23 protein-coding genes and 1 tRNA gene are annotated in these 25,845 nt (G+C 71.1%); 13 read left to right on the top strand and 11 right to left on the bottom strand.

Going from position 1 to position 25,845, the window contains the following annotated elements; translation table 11 throughout:
- Positions 1-355: 355 nt before the first annotated feature.
- The 3 genes from OHB41_RS03570 to OHB41_RS03560 form a co-directional block, all read right to left on the bottom strand.
- Positions 356-589 (bottom strand): hypothetical protein, encoded by a 234-nt coding sequence (locus OHB41_RS03570; RefSeq protein WP_266696476.1) that lies wholly within the window; start codon positions 587-589, stop codon positions 356-358.
- Positions 586-726 (bottom strand): hypothetical protein, encoded by a 141-nt coding sequence (locus OHB41_RS03565; RefSeq protein WP_266696475.1) that lies wholly within the window; start codon positions 724-726, stop codon positions 586-588. Before OHB41_RS03565 ends, OHB41_RS03570 begins: the two co-directional genes overlap by 4 nt.
- Positions 727-902: 176 nt before the next feature.
- Positions 903-972: transfer RNA gene (locus tag OHB41_RS03560), tRNA-Pro, on the bottom strand.
- A 714-nt stretch (positions 973-1,686) separates the two neighbouring features.
- Here OHB41_RS03560 and OHB41_RS03555 point away from each other — a divergent pair.
- Positions 1,687-1,821, top strand: a complete 135-nt coding sequence (locus OHB41_RS03555; protein WP_266696474.1) for a hypothetical protein — start codon at positions 1,687-1,689, stop codon at positions 1,819-1,821.
- 118 nt (positions 1,822-1,939) lie between these two features.
- Here the strand turns inward: OHB41_RS03555 and OHB41_RS03550 are convergent, their stop codons facing one another.
- The 4 genes from OHB41_RS03550 to OHB41_RS03535 all read right to left on the bottom strand — a co-directional run bounded on the left by OHB41_RS03550 (position 1,940) and on the right by OHB41_RS03535 (position 6,984).
- The gene (locus OHB41_RS03550; RefSeq protein ID WP_266696473.1) at positions 1,940-2,473 is read right to left on the bottom strand and encodes a hypothetical protein; all 534 of its coding nucleotides are present in this window, start codon (positions 2,471-2,473) and stop codon (positions 1,940-1,942) included.
- 119 nt (positions 2,474-2,592) lie between these two features.
- Positions 2,593-3,195, bottom strand: coding sequence for an HNH endonuclease (locus OHB41_RS03545; protein ID WP_266696472.1), 603 nt, complete (start codon positions 3,193-3,195; stop codon positions 2,593-2,595).
- 636 nt (positions 3,196-3,831) lie between these two features.
- Complete coding sequence (locus tag OHB41_RS03540; protein WP_266696471.1) at positions 3,832-5,304, bottom strand: recombinase family protein; 1,473 nt, start codon at positions 5,302-5,304, stop codon at positions 3,832-3,834.
- A gap of 9 nt (positions 5,305-5,313) precedes the next feature.
- Complete coding sequence (locus OHB41_RS03535) at positions 5,314-6,984, bottom strand: pectate lyase-like domain-containing protein (RefSeq protein ID WP_266696470.1); 1,671 nt, start codon at positions 6,982-6,984, stop codon at positions 5,314-5,316.
- 432 nt (positions 6,985-7,416) lie between these two features.
- Here OHB41_RS03535 and OHB41_RS03530 point away from each other — a divergent pair, with 432 nt between their 5' ends.
- The 4 genes from OHB41_RS03530 (at position 7,417) to OHB41_RS03515 (ending at position 12,428) form a co-directional block, all read left to right on the top strand.
- On the top strand, positions 7,417-8,511 hold the full coding sequence (locus OHB41_RS03530; protein ID WP_266696469.1) for a DUF1996 domain-containing protein: 1,095 nt from the start codon (positions 7,417-7,419) through the stop codon (positions 8,509-8,511).
- Between the two features lie 100 nt (positions 8,512-8,611).
- Positions 8,612-10,360 carry a discoidin domain-containing protein gene (locus OHB41_RS03525; RefSeq protein WP_266696468.1) on the top strand — a complete coding sequence of 583 codons (1,749 nt, stop codon included), beginning with the start codon at positions 8,612-8,614 and terminating at the stop codon, positions 10,358-10,360.
- Positions 10,361-10,422: 62 nt separating this feature from the next.
- A complete protein-coding gene (locus tag OHB41_RS03520) occupies positions 10,423-11,463 on the top strand; it encodes a LacI family DNA-binding transcriptional regulator (protein WP_266696467.1) in 1,041 nt (346 codons plus the stop codon).
- Positions 11,464-11,555: 92 nt separating this feature from the next.
- Positions 11,556-12,428, top strand: coding sequence for a universal stress protein (locus OHB41_RS03515; protein ID WP_266696466.1), 873 nt, complete (start codon positions 11,556-11,558; stop codon positions 12,426-12,428).
- 68 nt (positions 12,429-12,496) lie between these two features.
- Here the strand turns inward: OHB41_RS03515 and OHB41_RS03510 are convergent, their stop codons facing one another.
- Complete coding sequence (locus OHB41_RS03510; RefSeq protein WP_266696465.1) at positions 12,497-12,850, bottom strand: hypothetical protein; 354 nt, start codon at positions 12,848-12,850, stop codon at positions 12,497-12,499.
- A gap of 101 nt (positions 12,851-12,951) precedes the next feature.
- On the opposite strand from OHB41_RS03510, the gene OHB41_RS03505 reads away from it, so the two are divergent.
- Together OHB41_RS03505 and OHB41_RS03500 are read left to right on the top strand one after the other, a co-directional pair.
- Complete coding sequence (locus OHB41_RS03505) at positions 12,952-13,617, top strand: NUDIX domain-containing protein (protein ID WP_266696464.1); 666 nt, start codon at positions 12,952-12,954, stop codon at positions 13,615-13,617.
- A 73-nt stretch (positions 13,618-13,690) separates the two neighbouring features.
- A complete protein-coding gene (locus OHB41_RS03500) occupies positions 13,691-14,677 on the top strand; it encodes an aldo/keto reductase (protein ID WP_266696463.1) in 987 nt (328 codons plus the stop codon).
- A gap of 57 nt (positions 14,678-14,734) precedes the next feature.
- On the opposite strand, the gene OHB41_RS03495 is transcribed toward OHB41_RS03500, so the two are convergent.
- Together OHB41_RS03495 and OHB41_RS03490 are read right to left on the bottom strand one after the other, a co-directional pair.
- Positions 14,735-17,275 carry a SpoIIE family protein phosphatase gene (locus OHB41_RS03495; protein WP_266696462.1) on the bottom strand — a complete coding sequence of 847 codons (2,541 nt, stop codon included), beginning with the start codon at positions 17,273-17,275 and terminating at the stop codon, positions 14,735-14,737.
- A 464-nt stretch (positions 17,276-17,739) separates the two neighbouring features.
- On the bottom strand, positions 17,740-18,657 hold the full coding sequence (locus tag OHB41_RS03490; protein WP_266696461.1) for a LysR family transcriptional regulator ArgP: 918 nt from the start codon (positions 18,655-18,657) through the stop codon (positions 17,740-17,742).
- Between the two features lie 69 nt (positions 18,658-18,726).
- Here OHB41_RS03490 and OHB41_RS03485 point away from each other — a divergent pair, with 69 nt between their 5' ends.
- Positions 18,727-19,338: a LysE/ArgO family amino acid transporter gene (locus OHB41_RS03485; RefSeq protein WP_266696460.1), complete on the top strand. Its 612-nt coding sequence runs from the start codon at positions 18,727-18,729 to the stop codon at positions 19,336-19,338.
- A 139-nt stretch (positions 19,339-19,477) separates the two neighbouring features.
- Positions 19,478-20,797, top strand: a complete 1,320-nt coding sequence (locus OHB41_RS03480) for an MFS transporter (RefSeq protein WP_526024885.1) — start codon at positions 19,478-19,480, stop codon at positions 20,795-20,797.
- Positions 20,798-20,884: 87 nt separating this feature from the next.
- On the opposite strand, the gene OHB41_RS03475 is transcribed toward OHB41_RS03480, so the two are convergent.
- The gene (locus OHB41_RS03475; protein WP_266696458.1) at positions 20,885-21,790 is read right to left on the bottom strand and encodes a Gfo/Idh/MocA family protein; all 906 of its coding nucleotides are present in this window, start codon (positions 21,788-21,790) and stop codon (positions 20,885-20,887) included.
- Between the two features lie 200 nt (positions 21,791-21,990).
- On the opposite strand from OHB41_RS03475, the gene OHB41_RS03470 reads away from it, so the two are divergent.
- The 4 genes from OHB41_RS03470 to OHB41_RS03455 all read left to right on the top strand — a co-directional run bounded on the left by OHB41_RS03470 (position 21,991) and on the right by OHB41_RS03455 (position 25,791).
- Entirely contained in the window at positions 21,991-22,446 is a 456-nt protein-coding gene (locus tag OHB41_RS03470; protein WP_266696457.1) for a MarR family winged helix-turn-helix transcriptional regulator, read from the top strand.
- The gene (locus OHB41_RS03465) at positions 22,443-23,420 is read left to right on the top strand and encodes an ABC transporter ATP-binding protein (protein ID WP_266696456.1); all 978 of its coding nucleotides are present in this window, start codon (positions 22,443-22,445) and stop codon (positions 23,418-23,420) included. Before OHB41_RS03470 ends, OHB41_RS03465 begins: the two co-directional genes overlap by 4 nt.
- Positions 23,380-24,240, top strand: a complete 861-nt coding sequence (locus OHB41_RS03460) for an ABC transporter permease (RefSeq protein WP_266696455.1) — start codon at positions 23,380-23,382, stop codon at positions 24,238-24,240. The genes OHB41_RS03465 and OHB41_RS03460 overlap by 41 nt, the downstream gene beginning before the upstream one ends.
- 126 nt (positions 24,241-24,366) lie before the next feature.
- Entirely contained in the window at positions 24,367-25,791 is a 1,425-nt protein-coding gene (locus tag OHB41_RS03455) for a M1 family metallopeptidase (protein WP_266696454.1), read from the top strand.
- Positions 25,792-25,845 lie beyond the last annotated feature (54 nt).

Below are 25,845 nucleotides of genomic sequence, written 5' to 3'. Positions count from 1 at the left end.
TTCCAGCCGCCAGGCTGGGCCTGGGCCGTGGCCCGCGAGTGATGAGCCTTCGTCATGGCCCGCAGGTTGGACCAGTCATGGCCCCGGGGACCCAGGGGACCCAGGCCGTCCAGGTGGTCAACCTCGGTAGCGACAGGACGAAGCGGCGAGGGCATGGCCTCACACTCAGCACACTCGCACATCGGATGGTCGCGCAGGTAGTCCCTGCGGGTCCGCTGCCAGCGTGCGTCATACCCTGCCCTTGAAGAGCCACGTCGTGAACGCTGGGCCTTCGCGCTGCACTCATCGCAGCGACCCCCCTGGGTCAGCGTGGGGCACCCATGGGTACTGCACACGGACAGGGCGCGACGCCTGCTCACACCCAGCCGCCAGTCAGGAAGTGCACACCCAGCCACGACATGCCGGCCAGGAGGGCGAACCGGCGAAGCCTGGTCCAGCCGTCAGGCTGCGGGTCGTGGCGCGTCACGGCGAACCATCGCCAGACGTGCTCAGACAGGGTGTCGTCAGGTCGCTTGTTGGCCAGCGCCAGGCCCTCGATCACGCCGAAGGCGGCCAGCCAGACGGCCCAGGAGAGGGTCCAGGGACTCACTTCGGGCCCTTCAGGCTGGCCGTAGCGTCCGCGATCGCGTCGCGCTGCTTCGGGACCTGGACGGCCTGGCCGGTATCCGTGTTCGTGACACGGACCTGGCCCTTCGGCGAGGCAGAGTCAGTTACGACAATGGCCATTGCGGGGCCTCCAGGCGGGTCGTGGGGCGTTAACGACAGGGTTGGGCGTGGCAAGTAGCCCCGTTTCCGGCGCCTCACGCCCTAGCGGGTAGCTGGGACTTGAACCCCTCGCGCTGTCGCCAGCACTTCAGCCGTTCGGGCGCGTCCGCCCCTACCCTGGTCCGCGCGGGACCTTGTGTGCCGGACAGGATTCGAACCTGCGTCGCCCCCTCCACGGGGGAGTTCTGTCCGCTGAACTACCGGCACCGCTACGCGCTTCGGGGGATCGGCCCTGGCGCGGAGCCTGCGGGAGCTACCCGCATGCATGGCCCTGCCTCGCTGGTCATGGGACTGGCCCGATCGGGGCGCGTCCTACAGCGAGGCAGGGAGTTGCGTTCCCCGACCTGGCGAAGGCTCTGAAGGCCACCCAGGGCGGGGAAGTCTGTCCCCTGGCCGGCGGTTGCGAGCCGGCGACCAGGGGCCGTTAACGGCAGGTACTAGGGCCCGTTTCACCATGTCCCGCCGGACTGGCTACTGGGGGCCGTGTTCGCTGCGTTAACGAAGTCTGTAGGGGCCCTGTCTCCCGCCCGCAGGCGTCGCAACAGGGCCCCGTAGCGCTCTACCCAGGCCGGAGAGGAGGACGGCCACGGGGAACGCTGATTGGGGGAAGGGACCGGCCCTGGCGCTCATTCCGCCCAGCCGTAGTGGTCATAAGTGCGAGGCACTCCAGGGGGTCTTCCTTCCCTACTACTAGACCGGGGAGGATGTCCCCTGTTTGATCACGGGAAGGTAACGGCCTGGAGGTACGACGAAGGCCCCCAGCGAGGAGCCAGGGGCCGCAGGTCAAGCGTTAACGGTCAGCGGTAGCGCGTCTTAGTCTTCCGTCCCATCATCGCAGCGATAGGCCAGCCAGTGATTGCCCACAGGCCGCCCGTCAGGATGGACAGGACCAGGTGAAGGCCATGGTTTGCTCCTCGCTTCGTGACGACTGTCTGGGGCGCCTGGGCGTACTGCGGCTGGCCCTGGTACTGCGGAGGCTGGCCGTACGGCTGTTGCGGAGCCTGGTACTGCGGCTGGGCCTGGTACGGCGCGCCCTGCGGAGCGGTGGGCCACTGAGGGCGGTTCGGTTGCTGCGGCTGATTCATGGGTTCCCCTCCCTGAAGAGAGGTCATCGTAGCGTGCGGGCAGCGTGCGGACATGACGAAGGCCCCAGCCGAAGCCAGGGCCATGGTCGTCAGCCGTGGTTGTGGTTACAGCAGCGGAGGCAGAGGCCTTCGTAGCGGGCCAGGAGTTCGGGGTCACGGTCCGCGCCCAGATCGTTCACCGCGGAGCGGTCGCACAGGAGGCTGGCCGGAAGGTCGTCCTTGTGGCAGCGGACGCAGTACGCGGCATCCGTAGCGACCGTGACCAGCTCCTCGTCGTTAACGGCTTCCGCGGCCGGCTGGGGAGCCTCCTCCGTGGCCTGGGCGGCTACGGCGGCCTTACGGGCGGCGCGCACTACGGCGTACTCCGCAACCTGGGCGCGGGTCCAGAACTCCGCATGACCCGTCTCGTTCAGGATCCGGAAGGAGGCGATGCGGTTGCGGACGAAGCCGTTACCCGTGTCGTAGTGGCGCTCGCTGTCCCAGCGGTGAGCCGACTTCAGGGACTCCATCAGGTCGAAGGCTTCGCCGGCCGTGGCCACCGTCTTGTCCATCACCGCGTCCGTGTCCGGGACCATGTACAGCATCTGGCCGGCAGCGTTGTATGCGGTGACCCGGTACGACATCGTGAACCCCTCTCGTCCCTGCCACCCTGGCAGGAATGCCAGACTACCGACTCAATTGAGTCGAGTCAAGTAGGCGACTCAACTGAGGCGGCTATGCCGTGACGCCGGCCGAGACGCGGCTACGCCGTGCCTCCCTGGCGCTCCGCCAGCTCCTCCTCCGTCAGCCGTTCATGGGTGTCAAAGAAGGGCTCCAGGAACGGCTTCAGCGAGGGGAAGCGCTCCGCGTAGAACCGGTACGGGCACTTCCCAGACTTCGCCAGGTTGCAGTCCTGGCAGAGGGGGACCAGGTTGTCCAGCGTGTGGGAGCCGCCGCGGATCAACGGGACGTTGTGGTCCAGGTGTTCATACGGTCCGCCACAGCAGATACAGGCGTACAGGTCCTCGTCATCCCAGTGGATCAGGAGGTCCTCCGGCTGGTGACCGTCGTACTCCGCGCCAGCCTCCAGGGCACGGCGGAGCTGGGAGCGGCCCAGCATGTACGCCCTGCGGTCCTCCTGGCGCGCACGCTGGCGATCGTAGGGGCGTTGCTGGCGACGCTCCGCGGCCTTGTACGCAGGATCGCGGCGAAGGAGGGCCTGGCGTTCACGATGGCACCCCTTGCAGCGCGAAGCGCGACCCTGAAGGCCCGTGCGGTGAACGGGGAAGGCGTCCAGGCCCAGGACGACCAGGCAGACGCTGCAAGCCTTCGCAGGCACGCCCAGGACAGCGAGACGGGTGTTCACGCGACCGCGGGTCTGGCGGGCGGCCAGGGGAGAGGCTGGGGAGACTGGGTTCACGATTGTGCCGCCCTGCGGTACGTGCGCGTCTTGCAGGCGGGACCGCAGAAACGAGGAGGACGGCCACGGCCGGCGTAGGACAGCGGCTGACCGCACCCAGGCGCCTCGCAGGCGGCCTCCTGGCGCGCGGCCTGGCGGATGGCCTCCGCGTCCTCCGCGTCGTCCTGGAGGCCCTGGCAGTAGTCGTCCGCGTCGTCGTAGGGGCAGACGGAGCGGCGGCCAGGGCCGGACGGCTGGAAGGGCTGCTTGCAGAGCCGGCAGGTGCGGAGGCCAGGCGAAGTGCGCTGGACCGCCTTCCGGCATCGGGCGGAGCACGTCTTACGCTGGCGGCCAGTCAGGGCGTCGCCGCAGTGAGCGCAATGGGTCTCGTACTGGACCATGGGGCCTCCTCGGGTCCGGGCGGGCGGGTACGTCACCTGACCGGGGAGGAGGTCCCCTAGCTGGAGTGTTGCGGAACGATTGAAACGTCCCAGCTCCTGGGGTAAGCCCGAAAAAGCGGAGCCTTATGGAGAGTTATTTTTTAAGTGAGACGAAACAAAAATATAGAAACAACTCGCTCGCTGTTCGGCCTCCGGCCGCTCCTCAGCCGTCCAGGGCGTCCTCCTCCTCGCCCGCGTCCGGGTCATCCGCCCAGATCCACACCAGGCGGTCCTCCGTGAACTTCCGCTGGCCCTGGCGCCCAGGCCGCACGATCAGTTCGTCTATGGCGTCCGCGAGGAGCGCGCGGCGGTCGGCCAACATGGCGCCCGCCCAGTACTCCGCCATCGTCTGTCCGGTCGGGACCAGCTCTGTCCGCCTGTCCGTGTCCATCTCGGACAGCTCCTTCTGACGTGCCTGAAGACGCTGGAGACGGGCGAACGTGTCCGCGTTGGCGTCCGTGGCCAGGTCGGACAGCGTGTCTCTGATGTCCTCCTCGACCGCGGCCAGCTCCTCCAGGCCGGACACCACTGTCCGCTCCTTGTACATCGGCAGGTGGCCAACGGCGGCCAGGTAGCGGTCAGTCACGTACGGCTCAATCGCTCCCGCGGACACCACTACTGGCCTTTCGCAGAGGCCGCCTCCTGCGCGGCTGTAGCAGCGGTAGAAGCGGTAACCGCCCTTCCGTGATGACGCGGACAGGGAGCGGCCACACGAGTGGCAGTACAGGAGGCCGGACAGCAGATGCGCCAGGGCGCGGCCAGTGTGGACAGGCGCCTTTCCATCGGCCAGAGCCGCGCGCAGGGCGGTCAGTTGGGCCACGGACAGGACAGGCGGGAACGGGGCCAGGATCTGGCCGTCCGCGTCCCTGGCCAGCCTCCCGTTAACCGTCATGCGGCCCGTGATGTGGTCGCCGGTCAGGACACGACGCAGGGTCACCCTGGACCACTGATGGGCGCGCCTGGGCTTGACGCCGGCATGGTTCATACGGCGGGCCACCTTACCCAGGGAGTCGCCTGCCAGGACCTCCTCCGCGGCCTGACGGACGGCTTCGGCCTCCGCTGGCTCCACGTCCAGGGCCTTGCCTGGGCCGTCAGGGTTGTCTACCACGCGGTACCCGAAGGGGATCGGTCCGCCTGCCCAGCGACCAGCGTTGCGGAGCCTGCGAGCGCGGTCCTTGCTCCGCTGGCGCATGCGCTCCCGTTCGGCGCGGCCTACCTCAGCCTGGATCACGAAGCGGAATCGGAAGGCGTCACCGTGGAGGCTGTCCAGGCCGAAGCAATCGACCAGGCGGACAGGACGGTGTGCTTCGCGACCACTGGTGGGGTCCTTGCCTTCAACCGTGTCCAGGATCGACGCGGCGACGTTCAGGCCCTCGCGCGTCAGGCGGTCCGTGTTGTAGGGGACCAGGACTTCCGCGAGGCCGCTTCGGGCATCGCCCAACCAGGCCTGGAATTCGTCCCTGTCGCGGTACCCTCCGGTCAGACCGTCGTCAATGTGGAGCGCCACTTCGTCCAGGTTCTCGCTGGCACACAGCGCACGCATGTCGTCCACCATGCCGTCCAGCGACACGTTCTCTGCGTCCGCCTGGCGGCTGAGTCGCACGTACAGGCTTGCGCGCTTGCGTCGTTGGGTCATGCGGTCAGGTTACGCGACCAGACGTGCGTCTGGGTGAAGTTCTGACGGATCGACGTTGTAGTAGCAGTAGCTGCCCAGGCCCCATCCCTCGTGCGTGGTCACGGAGTCGTCGACCTTGTAGGCCGCGTACCCCTTGATCCCGCCGTTCTGGATGGCGGCCTGGTTCGGCGCGTCGTACGCCTTCTCGTTCTGGAAGAAGATGGTGCGCCCGCGTTCGCCGAACCACTGGACGTCGTACTTGTTGAAGTGCTCGACGAACAGGCCGGTGGCCAGGACGTCGGCGCCGTTGACGCGGATGCCGTAGTCGGCCCGGTTGGTCTCCCAGCCGACGCCGGTGCCGTGGTCGGCGCGCCAGACCCAGGTGTGGTCGATGATCGTGTGACGGCTGTTGATGACCATGCTGGTGGTCGCCTTGCCGGCGCCCGCGCCACCGATCCGGACGAAGACGTCCTGCACGGTGGTCGGGTTGGCGGAGTGGTCCGCCGAGGCCCCGGCCGGCCCGACCTCCAGGAGCGTGGAGGAGTTGACGGATCCGGCGTCGATCAGGAAGCCGGCCAGCCGCACCCCGTCGACGTCGGCCGTCCTGAGCGCGGTGACGCCGTTGTCCGGGATCAGGGTGGCGTAACCGAGGCCCAGGACCACGGTGCCCGCCCGGTTGACCTGGATCGGCTGGTCGAGGTGGTAGATCCCCGGCGTCAGCAGCAGATGGAGTCCCTGGGTGAGCGCGGCGTTCAGGGTGGCGGCGGAGACGCCGGGTTTGGCCACGTAGAACTGGCTGAGCGGCAGCGACGTGCCGCGCGGGGTTCCGCTGCCCCAGGTGGTGCCACGCGCGTTGGTGCGCTTCTCCGGCAGGAAGACGCGGTACTCGCTGCCGTTCAGGTAGAGGAACGGCTTCTCCCGGGAGACGGGTGTGGTGTCGAGCGTGGTGTAGGGCGGGTTGGGGAAGGACTGCGCGGGCGCGCCCTGGACGCCGGAGAACACCATGTTCCAGACGGCGTTGGCCCAGCCGCCCACCGAACTGTCGCGGGTGTACCACTGCTGCTGCGAGTACGGTCCGACCGAGCCGTCGACCCGGCTGTCGGCGATGTAGCCGCCGCTGGCCCAGCCGTAGCCGCTGGGCGCCAGATTGAGACCGCCCTTGACGTGCATCCGACGGAAGGGAGCGGCCTGGGCGACCGCCCACCGGTTGGTGCCGTTGGCCGGATTGAGGGCCAGGTTCTCCGCCGAGCGCCAGAAGTTCTGCGTCGCGTTGCCGTTGAACCATCCCGCGTCGACGGTCACGTCGCCGTTGATGGTGGTGTCGTCCGGGGACAGCCCGAGGCCCGCGATCGAGGTGTAGAAGCCGAGCTGGGCGTTGAGCCCGTTGTAGGTGCCCGGTTTGAACAGCAGCGCGTAGCGTCCGGTGCCGAACTGGGCCGACTCCTGCTGCCCGAAGACCTGGTCCAGCCTGGACTGGATACCCGCTGTGGAGGGGTCGAAGACGATCACGTTCGGGCCGAGGTCGCCGCCGCCCGGCAGGGCCTGCGGCTGTTTCACGGGCGCGGCGGGGGCCGCGGACGCGGGCGAGGACAGTCCGAGCAGCCCGGGAGCGGCGGCAGCGGCGGCCATCGCGCCGAGTACGGAACGCCGAGCCACCGGCGACCGGCCCGAGTCCTGGGCCTCTGTGGGGGTTGAAGGCATGGGGGCGACTCTCCTGGTTCAGGAAGTGAACGGTGGGAGGTATGGGGGAGCGCTCTCTTGCCGATGCATGCTTCATCCAGGTGAACGACGCGTCAAGAGTTGTGACCGCAGTCCCGGATGTTGTTGCGGAGTGAACGGTCAACTCGCCCTGCTTATGCACTGGTTCAGGGTCCTATGAACCCTCGCTGGTACGCGCTCCAGTACGTGATTGCGTTCAAGAGGTGCGCGAAGGGCCGGGAGTGATCCTCCGTCCATTTCCCTTGACACTCCTGTGTCACCGCCACAACACTCCTGGCTGGGAGAGCGCTCTCCCATGTATCCCGGCACATGTGATGGTCCGTCACGCGGGCGACCGCGGCAGCTTCGTGCACCCCACGCCGCTCACGGCCGCCCGGCCCCCACCGCCCCCACCGATGTGGCAGGAGGGTCTCCATGGCACGGAGATCGAAGATCGTCTCAGGAATCCTGATGTCCAGCGCGCTGGTTCTGACCTCGCTCGGCCTGGCCGGAGTGGCGATGAGCGCCGATCCGGCGGCCGGCCCCGCATCCTCCGTGGCCGCGTCGACGACCGTGCACACGGGTCATGCGATGCCGGCCTCGACGCTCGCCTCGCCCGAGGACCCGGACGGCGACGGCTACATCCCGGCGAACCCGCAGGTGACCGGGGTCGTCCCCTCCAAGGCGGAGCCGACGCACCGCTACTTCCACGAGTTCCAGGCGAACTGTTCGGTGTCCCACACCCGGCCCGACGACCCGATCGTCTACCCGGGCCAGCCCGGCAAGTCCCACGACCACACCTTCATGGGCAACACCACGACGAACGCGGCCAGCACCACCGCCTCGCTCGACGCCGGTGGCACCACCTGCAAGGCGCCCGGCGACAAGTCGGCCTACTGGATGCCGACCCTGCTCAAGGGCGACACCCCCGTGCTTCCGGTGGGTCCCCAGGTCATCTACTACAAGGCCGGGGTCACCGACTACACCAGCGTGCGGCCCTTCCCGAAGGGACTGCGCTTCGTCGTCGGCAGTCCCATGCAGTCGGCGGCCGACTTCCGCAACCACCACGGGTTCGTGGAGGGGTGGGAGTGCGGCGACAGCTTCTTCAACGTCGACTTCCCGCAACAGTGCCCGAACAGGGCCGACGTCCAGCTCAACATCCGCTTCCAGGCGCCCAGTTGCTGGGACGGCAAGTACCTGGACACACCCAACCACCAAAATCACATGGCGTATCCGGTCGTCAACCCCGGCACCAACAACAACATCTGCCCGGACGACCACCCCGTCGCCCTGCCGATGATCGAGTTCAAGATGGCCTTCCCGGTCAACGGTGACATGTCCCAGGTCACGCTGGCGAGCGGCGCCGGCTACTCGTTCCACTACGACTTCTTCAACGCGTGGGACGCACCGACCCTCAAGGCGCTCGTCGACCACTGCGTCGTCGGCGGCCTCCAGTGCGACGCCCGCGGTTACGACCAGACGCACCCCGAGGCGGGCGCGGCGCTGGACGCGGACTACCGGCTCCCCTGACGCGGTCGCGTCCCGCCGGTCCGGAACACGGCCCGGCCGGCGGGACGCCCCCGCCTCACCCCCTTTGACTCTCCCTCACCCGCACACCGGACGGACACCCATGACCGGATCCCGAACCACCCGGCGCCGTATCGCGGCGCCCGTCACCGCGGGCCTGCTCGCCGCGGGGGCCCTCGCCCTGCCGTCCCATCCCGCGCAGGCGGCGGGCAGCGTCGTCAAGGTCACCGGCTCGCAGGGCAACTGGCGACTGACCGTCGACGGAAGCCCGTACCAGATCAAGGGCCTCACCTGGGGGCCGTCCGCCGCCGACGCCGGGCGCTACATGCCCGACCTGAGGTCGATGGGCGTCAACACCGTCCGCACCTGGGGCACCGACGCCTCCAGCAAGCCGCTCTTCGACGCGGCGGCCGCCCAGGGCATCAAGGTGATCGCCGGCTTCTGGCTGCAGCCCGGTGGCGGCCCGGGCAGCGGCGGCTGCGTGAACTACCTGACGGACACCGCCTACAAGAACCAGGTCCTCAGCGAGTTCCCCCAGTGGGCCGCCACCTACAAGGACAACCCCGGTGTCCTGATGTGGAACGTCGGCAACGAGTCCGTGCTCGGACTGCAGAACTGCTACAGCGGCGACGAGCTGGAGCGCCAGCGCGACGCCTACACCACGCTCGTCAACGACATCACGAAGAAGATCCACGCCGTCGACCCCAACCACCCGGTCACCTCCACCGACGCGTGGACGGGGGCCTGGCCCTACTACAAGAAGAACGCGCCCGACCTGGACCTGTACGCGGTGAACGCCTACAACGCCGTCTGCGACGTGAAGTCGGCCTGGCAGCAGGGTGGTTACACCAAACCGTACATCGTCACCGAGACCGGCCCGGCGGGCGAGTGGGAGGTCCCGGACGACGCCAACGGCGTCCCCGCCGAACCCACCGACCGGGCCAAGGCCGACGGATACACCCGGGCGTGGAACTGCGTCACCGGGCACACGGGTGTCGCGCTCGGTGCCACGATGTTCCACTACGGCACCGAGTACGACTTCGGCGGCATCTGGTTCAACCTGCTGCCCGCGGGCGAGAAGAGGCTGTCGTACTACGCCGTGAAGAGGGCGTACGGCGCGGACACCTCCCACGACGACACCCCGCCCGTCATCTCCGACCTGACCGTCGAGGGCGACGCCGCCAAGGTGCCCGCCGGGGGTGACCTCACGCTCTCCGTCAAGGCCACGGACCCCGACGGCGATCCGATCACCTACGAGGTCCTGGACAACAGCATGTACATCGACCAGGGCAAGCAGCTGACCTCCCTGCCCTCCACCGATCTCGGCGGCGGCCGGCTCAGGGTGACCGCACCGGACCGGCCCGGCGTCTGGAAGATCTACGTCAAGGCCAAGGACGGCAAGGGCAACGTCGGTGTCGAGACCCGCTCCGTGCGGGTGGTGCCGCCCGTCCCGAGCGGTACGAACGTCGCCCTCGGCAGGCCGGCCACCGCGTCCTCGTCCCAGGCGGGCGGCGGCGACTGCCCCTGCACCGCCGCGGGCGCCGTCGACGGCAACCTCACCACCCGCTGGGCCAGCGACTGGAGCGACCCCCAGTGGCTCCGCGTCGACCTCGGCACCCGCACCTCGTTCCGGCACGTACAACTGGTGTGGGAGACCTCGTACGCCAAGGCCTACACCGTGCAGACCTCGGACGACGGACAGAACTGGACGACCGTCCGCTCCGTCACCGACGGCAACGGCGGCGTCGACGACCTCGACGTTCCGGGCACCGGCCGCTACGTGCGTGTCAACGGCACCGCCCGCGGGACCGGATGGGGCTACTCGCTCTACGAGTTCGGTGTCTACAGCTGATTCGGAGCTCGATGGGAGAGCGCTCTATCCCGGCGCAGTACGCGGCGGTTAAGGTGCGGGGCATGAGCAGACAGGCCCCCACGCTGGAGGATGTCGCGCGGGAGGCCGGTGTCTCCCGCGCGACGGTTTCCCGGGTCATCAACGGCGTCCGCAACGTCGATCCCGGCATTCAGGAAGTGGTGCGCCAGGCGGTAGAGCGGACCGGATACGCCCCCAACCGGGCCGCCAGATCACTGGTGACCCGGCGGACCCAGACGGTCGCGCTGATCGTCTCCGGCGCGGGCGACACCTCGGACGGCGAACAGAGCGCCTTCACGGCACGGGTGTTCGCGGACCCGTTCTTCGGACGGGTCGTCGCCGGCGTGGTGGGCTATCTGCGACCACGCTCGATGCATCCGCTGCTGATGTTCGCCGAGTCCCCGGAAGCCAGGCAGCAGGTGCTGTCGGATCTGCGGCAGGGCAGCGCGGACGGCGCCCTCGTCGTCTCCACCCACGCCGACGACCCGATGCCCGCGCTGCTCGCCGACGCCGGTGTGCCCGCCGTCCTCTTCGCCCGGCCGTCGCGGCCCGTCCCGCTGAGCTACGTCGACCTCGCGCACCGGGACGGCGCGCGGCGGGCCGCCGAGCATCTGCTGAAGCGGGGCTGCCGACGGATCGTCACCGTCACGGGACCGCTGGGGGTGGGCGCGAGCCAGGATCGGCTCGCCGGGTTCCGCGACACCATGGCACGCAGCGGGCATCCGTACGTGCCGGTCGCCGAAGGCGGGTTCACCCTGGACAGCGGAATGGCCGCCATGTCCGGACTGCTGGCCGAACACCCGGACGTTGACGGGGTGTTCGCGGCCAATGACCTGATGGCCCAGGGCGCCTGCCAGGTGCTGCGGGAGCGGGGCCGACGGGTGCCGGACGATGTCGCGGTCGTCGGCTTCGACGACTCCAGCGTGGCGGCGACCTGCAGGCCCGCGCTGACCACCGTGCGCCAGCCGGTCGAGGAGATGGCCTCGACGATGGCCGGTCTCCTCGACGAGCACATCCAGGGACTGCGCACCGACCCCACCTCGGTCATCTTCGACCCGGAACTGGTGGTGAGAGAGTCCGCGTAGGGACCCCCTTCCGCGACGATGACGGACACTGGAGCGGTCAGGTTGCGGAGCGAGCCGGCAGGACGACCAGCCGGCGGCGGGAAGGCAGGCGAATGATCCACCCGATCACCGTGGGCGTGGACGGATCACCCGAGAGCAGGGCCGCGGCGGCCTGGGCGGGCAGGGAAGCCGTCCGCCGCGGCGTGCCCCTGCGGGTGATGTACGCGTGGCACTGGCCGCCTCACGGCACGGCGGACGCCGGCGACCGGGACGAGCAGGCCCGCTGGGCCGGGGAGATGGTCCGCGACGTCGCCCGCACGATCGCCGACACGCACCCGGACCTGGCGATATCGGACGAGGTGGTGGACGTGACGGCCGTGGACGCCCTGGTCGCCGAGGCGGCCGGTGCCCGCGCGCTGGCACTCGGTTCGCGCGGCCACGGCGCGGTCGTCGGGTTCCTGCTCGGTTCGGTCGGACAGCAGGTGATCGCCGAGGCCGGCTGCCCCGTCGTGCTGGTGCGTGCCGACGACCGGGCGGCGCCCGAGGCGGCGGGCCGGGAGATCGTCGTGGGCCAGCAGGGCGAGCCCGACGACAGCGCGGCGGCCCTGGAGTTCGCGTTCGAGACCGCGGCGGCCCGAGGCGCCGGGGTACGCGCTGTACGGGCCTGGAGTCTGCCGCCGGTGTTCGCCTACAGCCCGGCTTCGCTGAGGCTGCTGGACGAGGCCGGTGGCCTCGAACCGTACGAGACGAAGGCGCTCGCCGAGGCGCTGCAGCCGTGGCGTGAGCGGTTTCCCGACGTGCCCGTCACCCCGCACGTCGAGATGGGGAGCGCCGGCCAGGTCCTCCTCGCGCAGACCGCCGGCGCCCAGCTGATCGTGGTCGGGCGCCGCGCGCACCGCTCCGCTCTGGGCTCACGGATCGGTTCGGTCGCGCACGCGGTGATCCACCACGCCCCGTGTCCGGTGGCGGTGGTCCCGCACTCCTGAACGCTGGAGGCCCGAGGACCGGCTGCCGCCTCGCCGTGCCGCCGGCGCCACGGCGAGGCCGCCGGCGGCTACTCGTTGTCGGCCCTGGACATCCGCAGGGCGAGGTCCTGGAGCAGATCGGCCGTCTTGATGTCGGTCTGTCCGGAGTCGTGGACGTCGGCGAGTTCCGAGAAGAGGAAGGCGAAGGCACCGACGAGGGAGATCGTGGCGGGCAGATAGGCATCCGCGACGGCCTGTCCGGCCTCCGCGGGTCCGGCGTCCGCGGGCACCTCGACGCGGGGGAAGACCTCGGTGACGAGCGCGCCGAGCTGTGTCTCGGTGGATTCGGCCTCGGCGTCCTCGTCCTGGGCGATCCTGCGGACCATCGCGTTGGTCTCGGTGAGCACGCCGATGGCGCGCAGGATGATCTCCGTCTGTTCCATGCCGTGAGCCTAGACGGGCGAAGCCCCGCTGTGGCCTCGATGTTCGTGCCGCGGTGATAGACAGTGGCCATGAACGACCTCTCCGACGCGGACCGCGCACGATGACCGCGGGCATCGACACCCCGGACCGCCGTGGCCGTACCGGGCTCGACCGGACGGGCCTGGGCCTGAGCGGTAACCCCCGGGTCCGGGTCCGGGACGTGAAACTCCTGTCCAGCCACTGGTACGTGGAGCGCACCACCACCTTCGACTTCCGGCACGCCGACGGCACCTGGAGCACCCAGGAGCGCGAGACGCACGACCGCGGCAACGGAGCCACCCTCCTGCTGTACGACACCGAGCGCCAAACCGTGTTGCTGACCAGGCAGTTCCGCTACCCCGTGTACACCAACGGGCACCCGGACGGGATGCTCGTCGAGACACCGGGCGGCCTGCTCGACGAGGCGGACGAGCACCCCGAGGTCGCGGTGCGCCGCGAGGTGGTCGAGGAGACCGGGCACACCGTCGGCGAGGTCCAGCACGTCTTCGACGTCTACATGAGTCCGGGCTCGGTCACCGAGCGGGTGAGTTTCTACGCCGCCCCCTACGGGCCGTCCACCCGCACCCACGAGGGAGGCGGGCTGGAGGAGGAGGGCGAGGACATCGAGATCGTCGAACTGCCCTTCCATGACGCCCTGGCCATGATCCGCGGCGGGGGGATCGCCGATGCCAAGACGATCATGCTGTTGCAGTGGGCCGCCCTGGAGGGACCGTTCGCAAGCCCTTGACCTGGAGTGCTCTTCAAGTTCCAGACTCCCTTTCGGGCCCCGCGGACGCCGGGCCGGGACTGGAGGGACCAGCATGAAGTACCGTTCCATCGGCGCCGATCCGGACCACCGCCGTGAGGTGAGTGTGCTCGCGCTCGGCGCGATGCTGTTCGGCTCGGTGACGGACGAGAAGACCTCGTTCGCCGTACTCGACCGCTATGTCGAGGCCGGCGGCAACTTCATCGACACGTCCGACAACTACGCCTTCTGGGTCGACGGCGGCCAGGGCGGCCAGAGTGAGGAACTGCTCGGACGCTGGCGCCGCAGCCGCGGCGTCGGCGACGAGATCGTCTTCGCGACCAAGCTCGGTGCCAGGCCGCTGGCCCCCGGCACCGGGTACACCGACAACCCGGAGGGGCTGTCGGCCAAGACGATCCGGGAGGCCTCCGAGCGGAGCCGGGAACGGCTCGGCCTGGAGCGGATCGATCTGCTGTACGCGCACATCGAGGACCGGACCGTCGACATACGGGAGACCGTCGAGGGGTTCGGCGCGCTGGTGGCGGAGGGGACCGTGGGCCTGCTCGGCGCGAGCAACCACGCCGTCTGGCGGGTCGAGCGGGCCCGCGCCGTCGCCGCTGCCGCGGGGCTGCCCGGCTACGAGGTGCTGCAGTACCAGCACAGTCTGCTGCGGCCCCGTACGGACGTACCCGACGCGCTCTTCCGGGACGGCAGCCTCGGCGGTGCGACCGGGGAACTCCTCAGCTATCTGCGCGCCGAGCCCGCCGTCACCCTGGTCGCCTACTCGCCGCTGCTGCGCGGCGCCTACGGCCGCGCGGACAAGCCGCTGCCCGCGGACTACGACCACCCGGGAACACCGCCCCGGCTCGCCGCGGTGCGGGAGGTCGCGCGGGAGACCGGAGCGAGTCCGAACCAGGTGGTGCTCGCCTGGCAGTTGGGCGCCGACTTCCCGGTGATCCCGCTGGTCGGGATGTCGTCCGTGGCGCAGCTGGAGGAGAATCTGGCGGCGGTGGACCTGGAACTGACGCCGGATCAGCGGGATCGACTCGACACGGCGCACTGAGGTGCCCCGTCGTCCCGGCCGGGTCAGAGCGGCCAGGCGGCCACCGCCCCGGCCGCGTCAGGGGCGGGGACCGCTGCGGCGGGTGGTGAGCAGCAGCGCGATGTCGTCGGGGCGTTCGGCCGCCTGCCGGGCCTCCTCGGTCAGCAGGTCGGCCGCGCGGGACAGCGAGGAGGCGCCGGGACGGGCGTGCGGGGTACCCGCGCCGGACAGCTTCGCGCGCACCCTCTCGATACCGTCGTCTATGTCGGTGCCGGGCTTCTCGACAAGGCCGTCCGTGTAGAGGGCCAGGACGGCGCCGGGTTCCAGGCGCAGGTCCGTCACGGGGTAGCGGGCGTGCGGGTCCACGCCGAGCACCACACCGCCGGGCAGGTTCAGGACCTCGGCGCGGCCGTCGGGGTGGCGCAGCAGGGGCTGCGGATGTCCGGCGCGCGCGGCACGGGCGACGCCGGTCACCGGGTCGAGCCGGATGTAGCAACAACTGGCGAACTGTCCGGGATCGAGGTCGATGAGCAGCCGGTTGGTGCCGCTCATCACCTCGTCCGGAGCGTGGTCGCCGAGAGCGAACGCCCGTACGGCGCTGCGCAGTTGGCCCATGGTGGCGGCCGCCTGGACACCGTGTCCCTGGACGTCGCCGATCACCAGGGCCAGTCCGTCGCCCGCCTCCACCACGTCGTACCAGTCGCCGCCCACGTCCATGCCCTCGGTGCCGGGCAGATAGCGCCCGGCCGTCTCCACCTGGGGGTGCGCCGACAGCCGGTGCGGGAGCAGTGCCTCCTGCAGGCCACGCGCGAGGGCGGCCTCGGAGTCGTACCGTCGTGCTCGCTCCAGGGCCTGCGCGACGAGTCCGGCTAGCGCCGTCAGCACCGCACGCTCCTCGGTGCTGAAGTCGCGCGGACGGTCGAAGCCCAGGATGCAGGAACCGACCGGCCGGCCCGAGGCGATCAGCGGCAGGAAGACCCGCGCGCCCACCTTGGCGTCCAGGGCGATACCGGGGTAGGCGGACTCGAGCCGGGGCATCGACTCGAAGAAGAGGGCTCGTCCGGAGGTGAGGGTCTCCACTCCGGGCAGCTTGGCGTCCAGCCCCACCCCGTCGAAGGGGGCGAGGAATCCCTGGGGGAAGCCGGTCTCCCACGCCAGGTACAGCCGCCGCTCCTGCAACAGGTAGATGGCGAGCTGCCGTCCGCCGAACGCGGGCAGCAGCTCGCGCATCACCACCTCGGACACCTGACGGGCGGTCACGGCCTCGGACAGCGCGATGGCGAGGACGATGGGGTGGTACAGCCCCGCCGTGGTGACGCTCGACACGGATGTTCCGAGGCGGGGCGCCGGTTCCGCCCGCCGACCCACGTCGGCCGGTGCGGCCTCCGCGGCCCTGGTGGTGTCGGCGAGGCGCCCCATCGGGATCAGCTTGCACGTCAGCCCGCGCGGGCCGGGATACACCGACAGGGTCAGCCAGGTGTCCCCGCGGCCCGCCAGGGAGGTCCGGCGCCCCTCGCGCGGGCGGGCGACCTGGAAGTGCACCGGCTCCGGCGACAGCAGCGCGCCGCGCAGATGATCCTCGTAGGACGGCTGGTCCAGCCAGGGCACGGCCTGCCACAGCGGTCGCCCGAGCAGTTCCCCGTGCGGCCGGCCGAGGAGTTCGGCGGCGCGCGGATTGACGTAGGTGATCAGCCCGAGCCGGTCCAGCGCGAACACGCCCTCCGGGAGGAGGTCCGCGGCACCGGCCGCGGCCGGTCCCGGGCCGGGGTCGACGACCGTCCCGCGGACCGGGAACGGCGGGTCGGGCGCGTCGTCTCCGGGTGCCAGGTGCAGCAGGCACAGGCCGCCGCCCGACGTGTGCAGGGGCAGCGAATGGGCGGGCGGGTGGCCGGCGGCCGTCTCGTGCAGCGCGGCCAGCAGAGTGTGCGGATCACCCGGGGACAGCCCTCGGGCGAGCGCCTCCGGTGTCCCGGGGAACGCCCCGGCACCGGTACCGAGCAGGGACCACAACGCCTCGTCTGCGGTGACCGTGCCGCCGACCGGATCCCAGGTGAACCGTCCGGCGCACAGCGGGGCAGGACCGTCGGCGGGCGGCCGCACGCACAACGGCTCGCTGTCCCACGTGACCGCGGATCCGTCCTTCTCCCGGGCGGCCAGAGCGGTGCCCAGACTTTCCGCGACCGCCGTCATGCGGTCGCGGTCCGGCAGGACGTCGGTGGCGTCCGAGGCCGAGGGGCGCAGCACCGTCAGGACGCCGTAGGAGGCCGAGGAGCCCGTCACGGGCACGTACAACGAGCCGAACTGGAACGGCAGACCGGCGGCGAGCTGCGGATAGCGGCGCATCGTCTCCGTGGCGTCGGCGAGCAGCACCTCCGTGCCCTGCCGGTAGCAGTCGGCGGCGGGGAAGGGCCGGTCCAGGGGCAGGCGCCACCAGGAACGGAACAACTGGTCGGGCAGGCCCGCGAGAACGGCCAGTCTCAGCAGTCCGGGCGTGGACGTGCGCAGATACACACCCCCCGCGAAGCCGCGGGCCGCGCGGATCGCGTCCGCCACAGCCCCGCTGAGCAGGACGGCCAGGCCATCCAGCGCCCGCTCCGCTTGCTCGGCGCTCCCAGTCATCGGTCTGTCCTCGTCCGCCCGCCGTCAGGTGACCACAGCAAGACTGCGCCTCACCGGCACCCGCCCGCACGTCGGCGCCTCCCGCGCGCCGGTCGCCTTTCGTTGGCCTCGGTTTCACTCAGCCGTATCGGCTTCACCCAGCGCGAAAGATACCGCGCCCGCGCCCCGGCGAGGAGTCCCGGGACGATGTCGCCGGCCCGCTCCTGACCGATGTGCCACGCGTCCTCGGTCAGGAGCGGCGGTTTTCCGGTCCCTGGCGGCGAGGTGGTCCCCGCCGAGGTGGTCGGGCGGGCACGCGCTGGGTCGGCCAGGAGGGTTGGGCGGCCAGGTGGTCGGGCGGGCACGCGCTCGGTCGGCCAGGAGGGTTGGGCGGCCAGGTGGTCGGGCGGGCACGCGCTCGGTCGGCCAGGAGGGTTGGGCGGTTGGGCAGTTGGGCGGTCGAGGGGTCGGGCGGCCGGGTGGGGTCAGGAGCGCGGCGCGGGCTCCAGCGCGTCCGCGGCGGCGGACGCCACGGCCTCGGCCACCACGGCGAGCGCCGGGAAGTCGAGCTTCCACTGCTGCCAGTACAGCGGCACGTCCACGGCCCGGTCCGGGGCGAGGCCGACCAGCCGCCCGGCGCGCAGCAGCGGCCCGGCCTGCGCCTGCGGCACCATGCCCCAGCCGAGCCCGGCGACGACGGCGTCCACGAACCCCTCCGACGTGGGCACGGAGTGCCGCAGCGGGCTCGCGCCGCGGCCGCCGAGCAGACGCGCGGCGAAGTCGTCCTGGAAGTCGTCGTTCCGGTCGAAGACCACCACCGGGGCGTGGGCGAGCAGGTCGTGCAGGGCCGTTTCCGTCCCGGCGCCGAGCCACCGCCCGGCGAAGCCGGGACTCGCCGCCGCCAGGTACCGCATCCGGCCCAGGGACCGGACGGAGCAGCCCGCCACCGGGTCGGGGGACGAGGTCACCGCCGCCATCACCGCCCCCTCGCGCAGCAGGGCGGCCGTGTGGTCCTCGTCCTCGCGCCGCAGTTCGAAGCAGAGCCGCAGCTCGCGCGGGACGCGGGTGAGCGCGGGCAGGAACCAGGTGGCGAGCGAGTCGGCGTTCACCGCGATCGACAGCTGCGTCGGCTCCCCGGAGTCGCTCATGCCGAGCTCGGCCCGGGCATCGCGCTCCAGCCGGGCCAGCCGGCGCGCGAACCGCACGACGATCTCGCCGGACTCGGTCGGGCGCACGGGTTTCGTCCGCGTCAGAAGGACACGGCCGGTGCGCTGTTCGAGCGCCTTGACGCGTTGGCTGACGGCCGAGGGCGTCACATGCAGAGCGGCGGCCGCCGCGTCGAAGGTGCCCTCGTCGACCACCGCGAGCAGGGTCCGGACCTGGTCGAGAGGGAGTTCTGCCATCACGGGCGCTAATGATACGTAAGAATCTTTAGCTGTACTCTTGACAGTCGCCTTCCTAACGTCGTCGCCATGACCAACGCCCTCACCGCCGCGGCCGCCGGGTTCGGCACCGGTCTCTCGCTCATCGTCGCCATCGGCGCCCAGAACGCCTTCGTGCTGCGCCAGGGCATCCGCCGCGACACGGTGCTCGCGGTGGTGGGCATCTGCGCGGTGTCCGACGCGGCGCTCATCGCGCTCGGGGTGGGCGGCGTCGGCGCGCTGGTGGTGGCCCGACCGGAGGCGCTCACGGTCGTCGGACTGATCGGCGGTGGATTTCTCCTGGTGTACGGCGTCCTCGCCGCCCGGCGGGTGCTCCGTCCCTCGGCGCTGGAGGCGGCGGGCGGTTCCACGGGCTCGCGGCGGCGGACCGTGCTCACCTGTCTGGCGCTGACCTGGCTCAACCCGCACGTCTATCTCGACACCGTCTTCCTGCTCGGCTCCCTCGCGGCCGACCGCGGCCCGCTCCGCTGGACCTTCGGACTCGGGGCGGCGCTGGCGAGCCTGTGCTGGTTCGCCGCGCTGGGCTTCGGCGCCGGGCTGCTCGGCCGCTTCCTGGCCCGGCCCTCGTCGTGGCGGGTGCTGGACGCCCTGGTCGCCGCGACGATGATCGGCATGGGGACACTGCTGATCGCCGGTGCCTGAGCGACGTACGCCACGCGCCGGGACGGCCCCTGGGGGACCGGTGCGACCGACCGCGGGGGACCCACGGGGATTCCGCACGCTCCTGTTCCGCGATAGTGAACCCTGACACCGAAAGATGTATCGAGCAGCCAGGACGGTCGTGGACACGAGCAAGAGCAGTACGGACGGCGCACCGGCACCGCGGGCCGGGGCGGCCGGGGCGGCGGACCCCGGCCGGCCGGACCGCAGTGGTTGGCGCCGCTGGACGATGGACACCCGCCCGTTGCGACGCCCGGCGTACCGGAGGCTCTGGTCCTCCACCATCGTCACGTCGGTGGGCAGCCAGCTCACCGCCGTCGCCGTCCCCAAGCAGATCTACGACATCACCGGGTCCTCGGCCTGGGTCGGCTACGCGAGCCTCGCCGGTCTGCTGCCGCTCGTGGTCTTCGCCCTCTGGGGCGGCGCCATCGCCGACAGCATGGACCGGCGCAAGCTGCTCCTCGTCACCAACACCGGAATAGCCGTCACCTCGCTGCTCTTCTGGATACAGGCCGTCATCGGACTCGACTCCGTACTGGTCCTGATGGTCCTGCTCGCCCTCCAGCAGGCCTTCTTCGGCCTGAACGCACCGGCCCGCAACGCCTCGATCGCCCGGCTGGTCCCCGAGGACGAGCTGCCCGCGGCGAACGCGCTCGGCTCGACCGTCATGCAGACGGGCCTGGTGGCCGGACCCCTGCTCGCCGGTGCCCTGATTCCGGTGATCGGCCTGAGCGAGCTGTATCTGATCGACGCCCTGGCGCTGTGCGTCACCGTGTGGGCGGTCGTACGTCTGCCCTCGCTGCCGCCTCTGACGGGAGCGGTGGGCCGCCGCGCGGGCTGGCGCGAGGTCGTCGCGGGGTTCCGCTACATCGCCCTGCACAAGGTGCTGCTGCTGTCCTTCCTCGCCGACATCATCGCCATGGTCTTCGGCATGCCCCGGGCGCTGTTCCCGCAGCTCGCCGCCGAGACGTACGCGCCCTACGGCGAGGGCCTCGCGCTCGGACTGCTGTTCGCGGCGATCCCCATCGGCGCGGTGATCGGAGGACTGATGTCGGGCACGTTCTCCCGCGCGCGCCGGCACGGCCTCATGGTGATCGTCGCGGTGCTGGCCTGGGGCGCCGCCATCACCGGGTTCGGTCTCAGCGGCAGCCTGTGGGTGGCCGTGGCGTTCCTCGCCGTCGCCGGGGTCGCCGACATGGTCTCCATGGTCTTCCGCGGGGCGATCCTGCTGTCGGCCGCCACCGACGAGATGCGCGGCCGGATGCAGGGAGTGTTCACCGTGGTGGTCGCGGGCGGCCCGCGCCTCGCCGACGTCCTGCACGGAACGGCCGGTTCCCTCCTGGGGGCCCGCGCGGCCGTCGCGGGCGGCGGTCTGCTGGTGATCGTCGCCACGCTGGGCCTGGCCGCCGCGACGCCGGCGCTGCGGCGGTACACGGCCTGACCGGCAAGGGCGCAGGGGTGCCCGGGCCCGTCCTTCGGCCGGGCACCCCGGTCGGTCCGCGCCCCGGGGTGGGCAGGCGGAGCAACGTCAGCTCGGCGTGGCCTGGTCCATCAGTGTCTGCAGGTGCAGCCCCCGGCGGGCGTCGAGCGCTCCCGACACCCCGGTACGCACGGCCGTCGCGAACTCCCGGCGCAGTACCGGCCAGATCTCCTCACCGTCGAGTCCGGCGGCGTCGAACACCAGCGGAGGCTGCGGCCCGAAGAGCTCGATCCGGGTGCTGCCGCGCTCGATGTCGACCGACCCCGACAGCGACGCCTGACTGACGGCCCCACTGGCGTGCTCGCAGGTCAGCTCGATCCAGCGGCGGGGGTCGCCGGTACCGCGGACCCGGACGATCGTCCCGACGGCCGCGTCCAGCAGATCGAGCAGGTGGGGACCCAGGTCGAGCAGGGCGCCGTGCTCCAAACGCCAGGACGTGGCGAACTCGCCGCCCAGGAAGGCTCCGTGCAGGAGACACGAACGCGCTCCGGTGACCTCGATCGCCCGCGCCGCGCTCAGGAACTCCCGGGTGGCCGGGTGATAGCGATTGCTCAGGACGAGCTGGGAGACGACGCCCGCCTCGGCGACGGCGTCGGCGACCCGCCGCGCCGACGCGAGGTCCACCCCGAGCGGCTTCTCCAGCAGCAGCGCCTTGCCCGCCTTCGCGGCCAGGGGCGCGAGTTCCGCCTGCACGGCGGGCGGAACGGCGAACGCGACCGCCTCGCAGCCGTCTAGCAGCTCTTCGAAACGGGCGACCGTGTCGGCTCCGTAGGGCGACGCCGTCTCGCGGGCGGCTTCGGCACGCCGCGCCCACACCGCCGTCAGACGCGTCTCGGGGCCGGCGGCGAGGACGCGGGCGTGCACGGCCCGCGCCCAGGGCCCGGCGCCGACCAGACCGACCCTGACCGGTTCATGGGTCCACGGAAGCGAGGGGCCGGTTGCTGTCGCGGTCACGGTGGTTCTCCTTCGGCTGGTGCCCGGCGTCGGGTGGGGAAACTCCATCACGAGGTCCGCCGTCTCGACCAGAGGGGAACGGTCGTCGGGTCGCCCGCGAGGCAGGGGTGCGCCGGACCAGGACACGGCGCACCCCTGTACGCCTCTTCTTGACCCTCCCTTTGGGCGAATTACCTCTAACACAGAGCTATTCTCGTGATGTGGAACCGGAGAGCTTTCCCGAGGCACTCGCCGACACCCTGGCCGGGGTGCAGCGGCTGATCCGCCGACGGCTGCGCGGCGGCATGACCGCCCCGCGGCTGCGCGGCGCCGAGGTCGACCTGTTGCGCCTGGTCATGGCCCGCCCGGGCATCGGCGTGTCCGAGGCCGCCAAGGAGCTGTACCTGGCGGGCAATTCGGTCTCGACGCTGGTCAACCAGCTGGCGCGGGACGGTTATCTGATCCGGGAGACGGACCCGGCCGACCGGCGCGCCGCGCGGCTCATGCCCACACCGGCGGCGGACGCACGGCTGCGCGACTGGCGACAGCGGCGCGCGGTCCTCGTACGGAACCAGGTCGCCCGTCTCGACGAAGCCGACCGTGCGGCCCTGGAGGCCGCTCTTCCTGCCCTGCGCAAGCTGGCGGCGAACCTGCACGAGGAGGCCGAGGAGACATGACGCGCCACACGACGGACGGCGAGGATCCCGGGCACGGCGGGGACGCGCCCACCGCGGGACCGGACGCCGGACGCACTCCGGCCGGGCCGGGCGGGCCCGGCCCGCAGGCCGCCGTGACGGACGCCGTGGCGGACACCGTGGAGGCGTCCCGGACGGACGCCGTGACCTGCACGGGGCTCGCCTACGCCTTCGGCGACACGACAGCGGTCGACGGACTCGAACTCTCCGTCCGCGACGGCGAGGTGTTCGGACTGCTCGGGCCCAACGGCGCCGGCAAGACCACGGCGATCCGCTGCATCACCACCCTGCTGCCGGTCCCGGCCGGCACGGTCCGTGTCTTCGGACACGACGCCGCCGGCGAACGCATGGCGGTACGCCGCCTGCTGGGCTACGTACCGCAGCAGCTCTCCGCCGACTCCGGACTCACCGGCCGGGAGAACGTGGAGCTGTTCGCGCGCGTCTTCGACGTCTCCCGCCGGGAGCGCGCGGCACGCGTCGGTCAGGCGCTCGCGGCGGTCGACCTCGTCGACGCGGCCGACCGGCTGGCCAAGACGTACTCGGGAGGCATGGTCCGCCGTCTCGAACTCGCCCAGGCGCTGGTCAGCGCGCCCCGGCTGCTGATCCTCGACGAGCCGACCATCGGCCTCGACCCGATCGCCCGGACGAGCGTGTGGGAGCACATCAACGCCGTACGCGCCGCCACCGGAATGACCGTCCTCGTGACGACCCACTACATGGACGAGGCCGACCAGTACTGCGACCGGGTCGCGCTGATGCACCGCGGCCGCGTCCGTGCTCTCGGCACCCCCGACGAACTGAGGACGGGCCTCGCCGAACGTCGCGGCGCCGGGAGCGGTGAACAGCCCACGCTGGAGGACGTCTTCCGTGACATCGCCGGCAGCGGCCTCGACGACAAGTCAGGAGACTTCAGCGATGTCCGAAGCACCCGCCGTACCGCGTCCCGTGTCGGCTGACCTGGCTCACCCGGGCGGTCTCGACCTGCTCGTGGTCCCGCCCCGGGCCCGTACCGGATGGCGGGTGCTGCCCGCCCGGGTCGGCGCGATGTGCGCGGTCGAGCTGCAGAAACTCCGGCACGACCGCACCGAGTTGTACACCCGGGCGGTGCAACCCGCGCTGTGGCTGCTGATCTTCGGCGAGACCTTCACCCGGATCAAGGCGATACCCACCGGCGGCATCCCCTACCTCGACTACCTGGCACCTGGCATCATCGCCCAGTCCGCGATGTTCATCGCCATCTTCTACGGCATCATGATCATCTGGGAACGGGACGCCGGGATCCTCACCAAACTCCTCGTCACACCGACTCCGCGTTCGGCGCTCATCACGGGCAAGGCCTTCGCCGCCGGGGTGAAGGCGCTGATCCAGGCGCTCGTGGTCGTCGTCATCGCCGCGCTGCTCGGCGTCGCGATGACCTGGAACCCGCTGCGGCTGCTCGGCGTCGCGGTGGCCGTCGTCCTCGGCTCCGCCTTCTTCTCCTGCCTCTCGATGACCATCGCGGGCATCGTGCTCACCCGGGACCGGCTGATGGGGATCGGCCAGGCGATCACTATGCCGCTGTTCTTCGGCTCCAACGCCCTCTACCCGGTGGCCGTCATGCCCGGCTGGCTACAGGCCATCAGCAAGGTGAACCCCCTGAGCTACCAGGTGGACGCGTTGCGGGGCCTGCTGCTCGGCACCCATGCGCACCTGGCCCTCGACTACGGGGTCCTCGTCGTGGCCGCGGCCCTCGGCATCCTGTCCGCCTCGTCGCTGCTGGGCCGCCTGGCCCGCTGACCGGATGGGCACCGGGGCCTCTGACGGGCGGCCACGCCAGGTAACTTGACCAGAAGGAGAGGGTTTACGGCCGGGCGGCCTCATAGGCTGTGCGCCAGTGATCACTGTCGCCCAGGAGGAGTCAACGTGACGTCACGCCCGCAGCAGGTCACCAGACGCAGCAGCGTCCTTCGCCGGGAGGCCGTCGTCGCCGCGATCCCGGCCGCCGTCGCGGCCCTGCTCGTAGCGGCCGGACCGGCGGCGGCCGGTCCGGTGGGCACCTCCGGCGCGGGGGATCCGTACTTCCCGCTCGCGGGCAACGGCGGTTACGACGTCGGGCACTACGGCCTGACCCTCGGCTACGACCCCCACAGCCGCCACCTCGACGGCACTGCGGTCGTCACCGCCCGGGCCACCGAACGGCTGACCCGCTTCGACCTCGACCTCTCGGGGCTGAAGGTCACCGCCGTCACCGTCGACCACGTCAAGGCGTCCTACCGTCGTGCCGGACAGGAACTGGTGATCACCCCGCGCCACGCCCTGCGCGGGAACCAGGAGTTCAGGGTCGCCGTCACCTACTCGGGCACCCCCAAGCCGGTCACCGACCCGGACGGCTCCCCGGACGGCTGGATCCCCACCGACGACGGCGCGTTCGTGGCCGGTGAGCCGCAGGGTGCCATGACCTGGTTCCCCGCCGACAACCACCCCAAGGACAAGGCCTCCTACGACTTCACGATCACCGTCCCCGACGGAACGACCGCCGTGGCCAACGGCGTTCTGCGCGGGCGGACGACGAGCCACGGCCGTACCACCTTCCGCTGGCGGCAGTCCGAGCCGATGGCCGCCTACCTCGCGACGGCGACGGTCGGAAAGTTCAAGGTCGAGCAGTACACCACCGCCGACGGCCTCAAGGTCTACAACGCCGTCGACCCCCGTGAGGCGAGCGCCGCGGCGCCCGTGCTGAAGAAGCTGCCTTCCGTGCTCGCCTGGGAGAGCGCCGTCTTCGGCCCCTACCCGTTCCGCGCCGCCGGGGCCATCGTCGACCGGGCTCCGCAGGTCGGGTACGCGCTGGAGACCCAGACGCGGCCCCTGTACGACTCGGCGCCGGACCTGAGCACGCTCGTCCACGAAAGCGCCCACCAGTGGTTCGGGGACTCCGTCGCCCTCACCACCTGGAAGGACATCTGGCTCAACGAGGGTTTCGCGACGTACGCGGAGTGGCTCTACACCGAGCAGCACGGCGGCAGGACCGCGCAGCAGGCCTTCGACGCCCTGTACGCCAAGCCGGCCGGCAACGACCTGTGGGCGTTCGCGCCGGCCGATCCCGGCAGTGGCGAGCACATCTTCGAGACGCCCGTCTACTCGCGTGGGGCCATGGCCCTGCAGAAGCTGCGCACGGCCGTAGGTGACAGGACGTTCCTCCGCGTCCTGCGCACCTGGGCCACCGAGCACCGTGCCGGGCACGGCACCACCGCCGAGTTCGTCCGGCTCTCCGAGCGGTTGTCCGGCAAGGACCTCCACGCGCTGTTCCACACCTGGATCGGTACGGCGGGCAAGCCGTCCTCTCCCTGAACCGCGTTTCCCCCACCCTGAAGGCTCCTGTCCCGTCCGGCGTCGGGCGGCGAG

It is taken from the genome of Streptomyces sp. NBC_01571, from assembly GCF_026339875.1.
GTDB lineage: Bacteria > Actinomycetota > Actinomycetes > Streptomycetales > Streptomycetaceae > Streptomyces.
The sequence above is the reverse complement of the archived record's forward strand: the minus strand, read 5'-3'. Positions and strand labels throughout refer to the sequence as shown.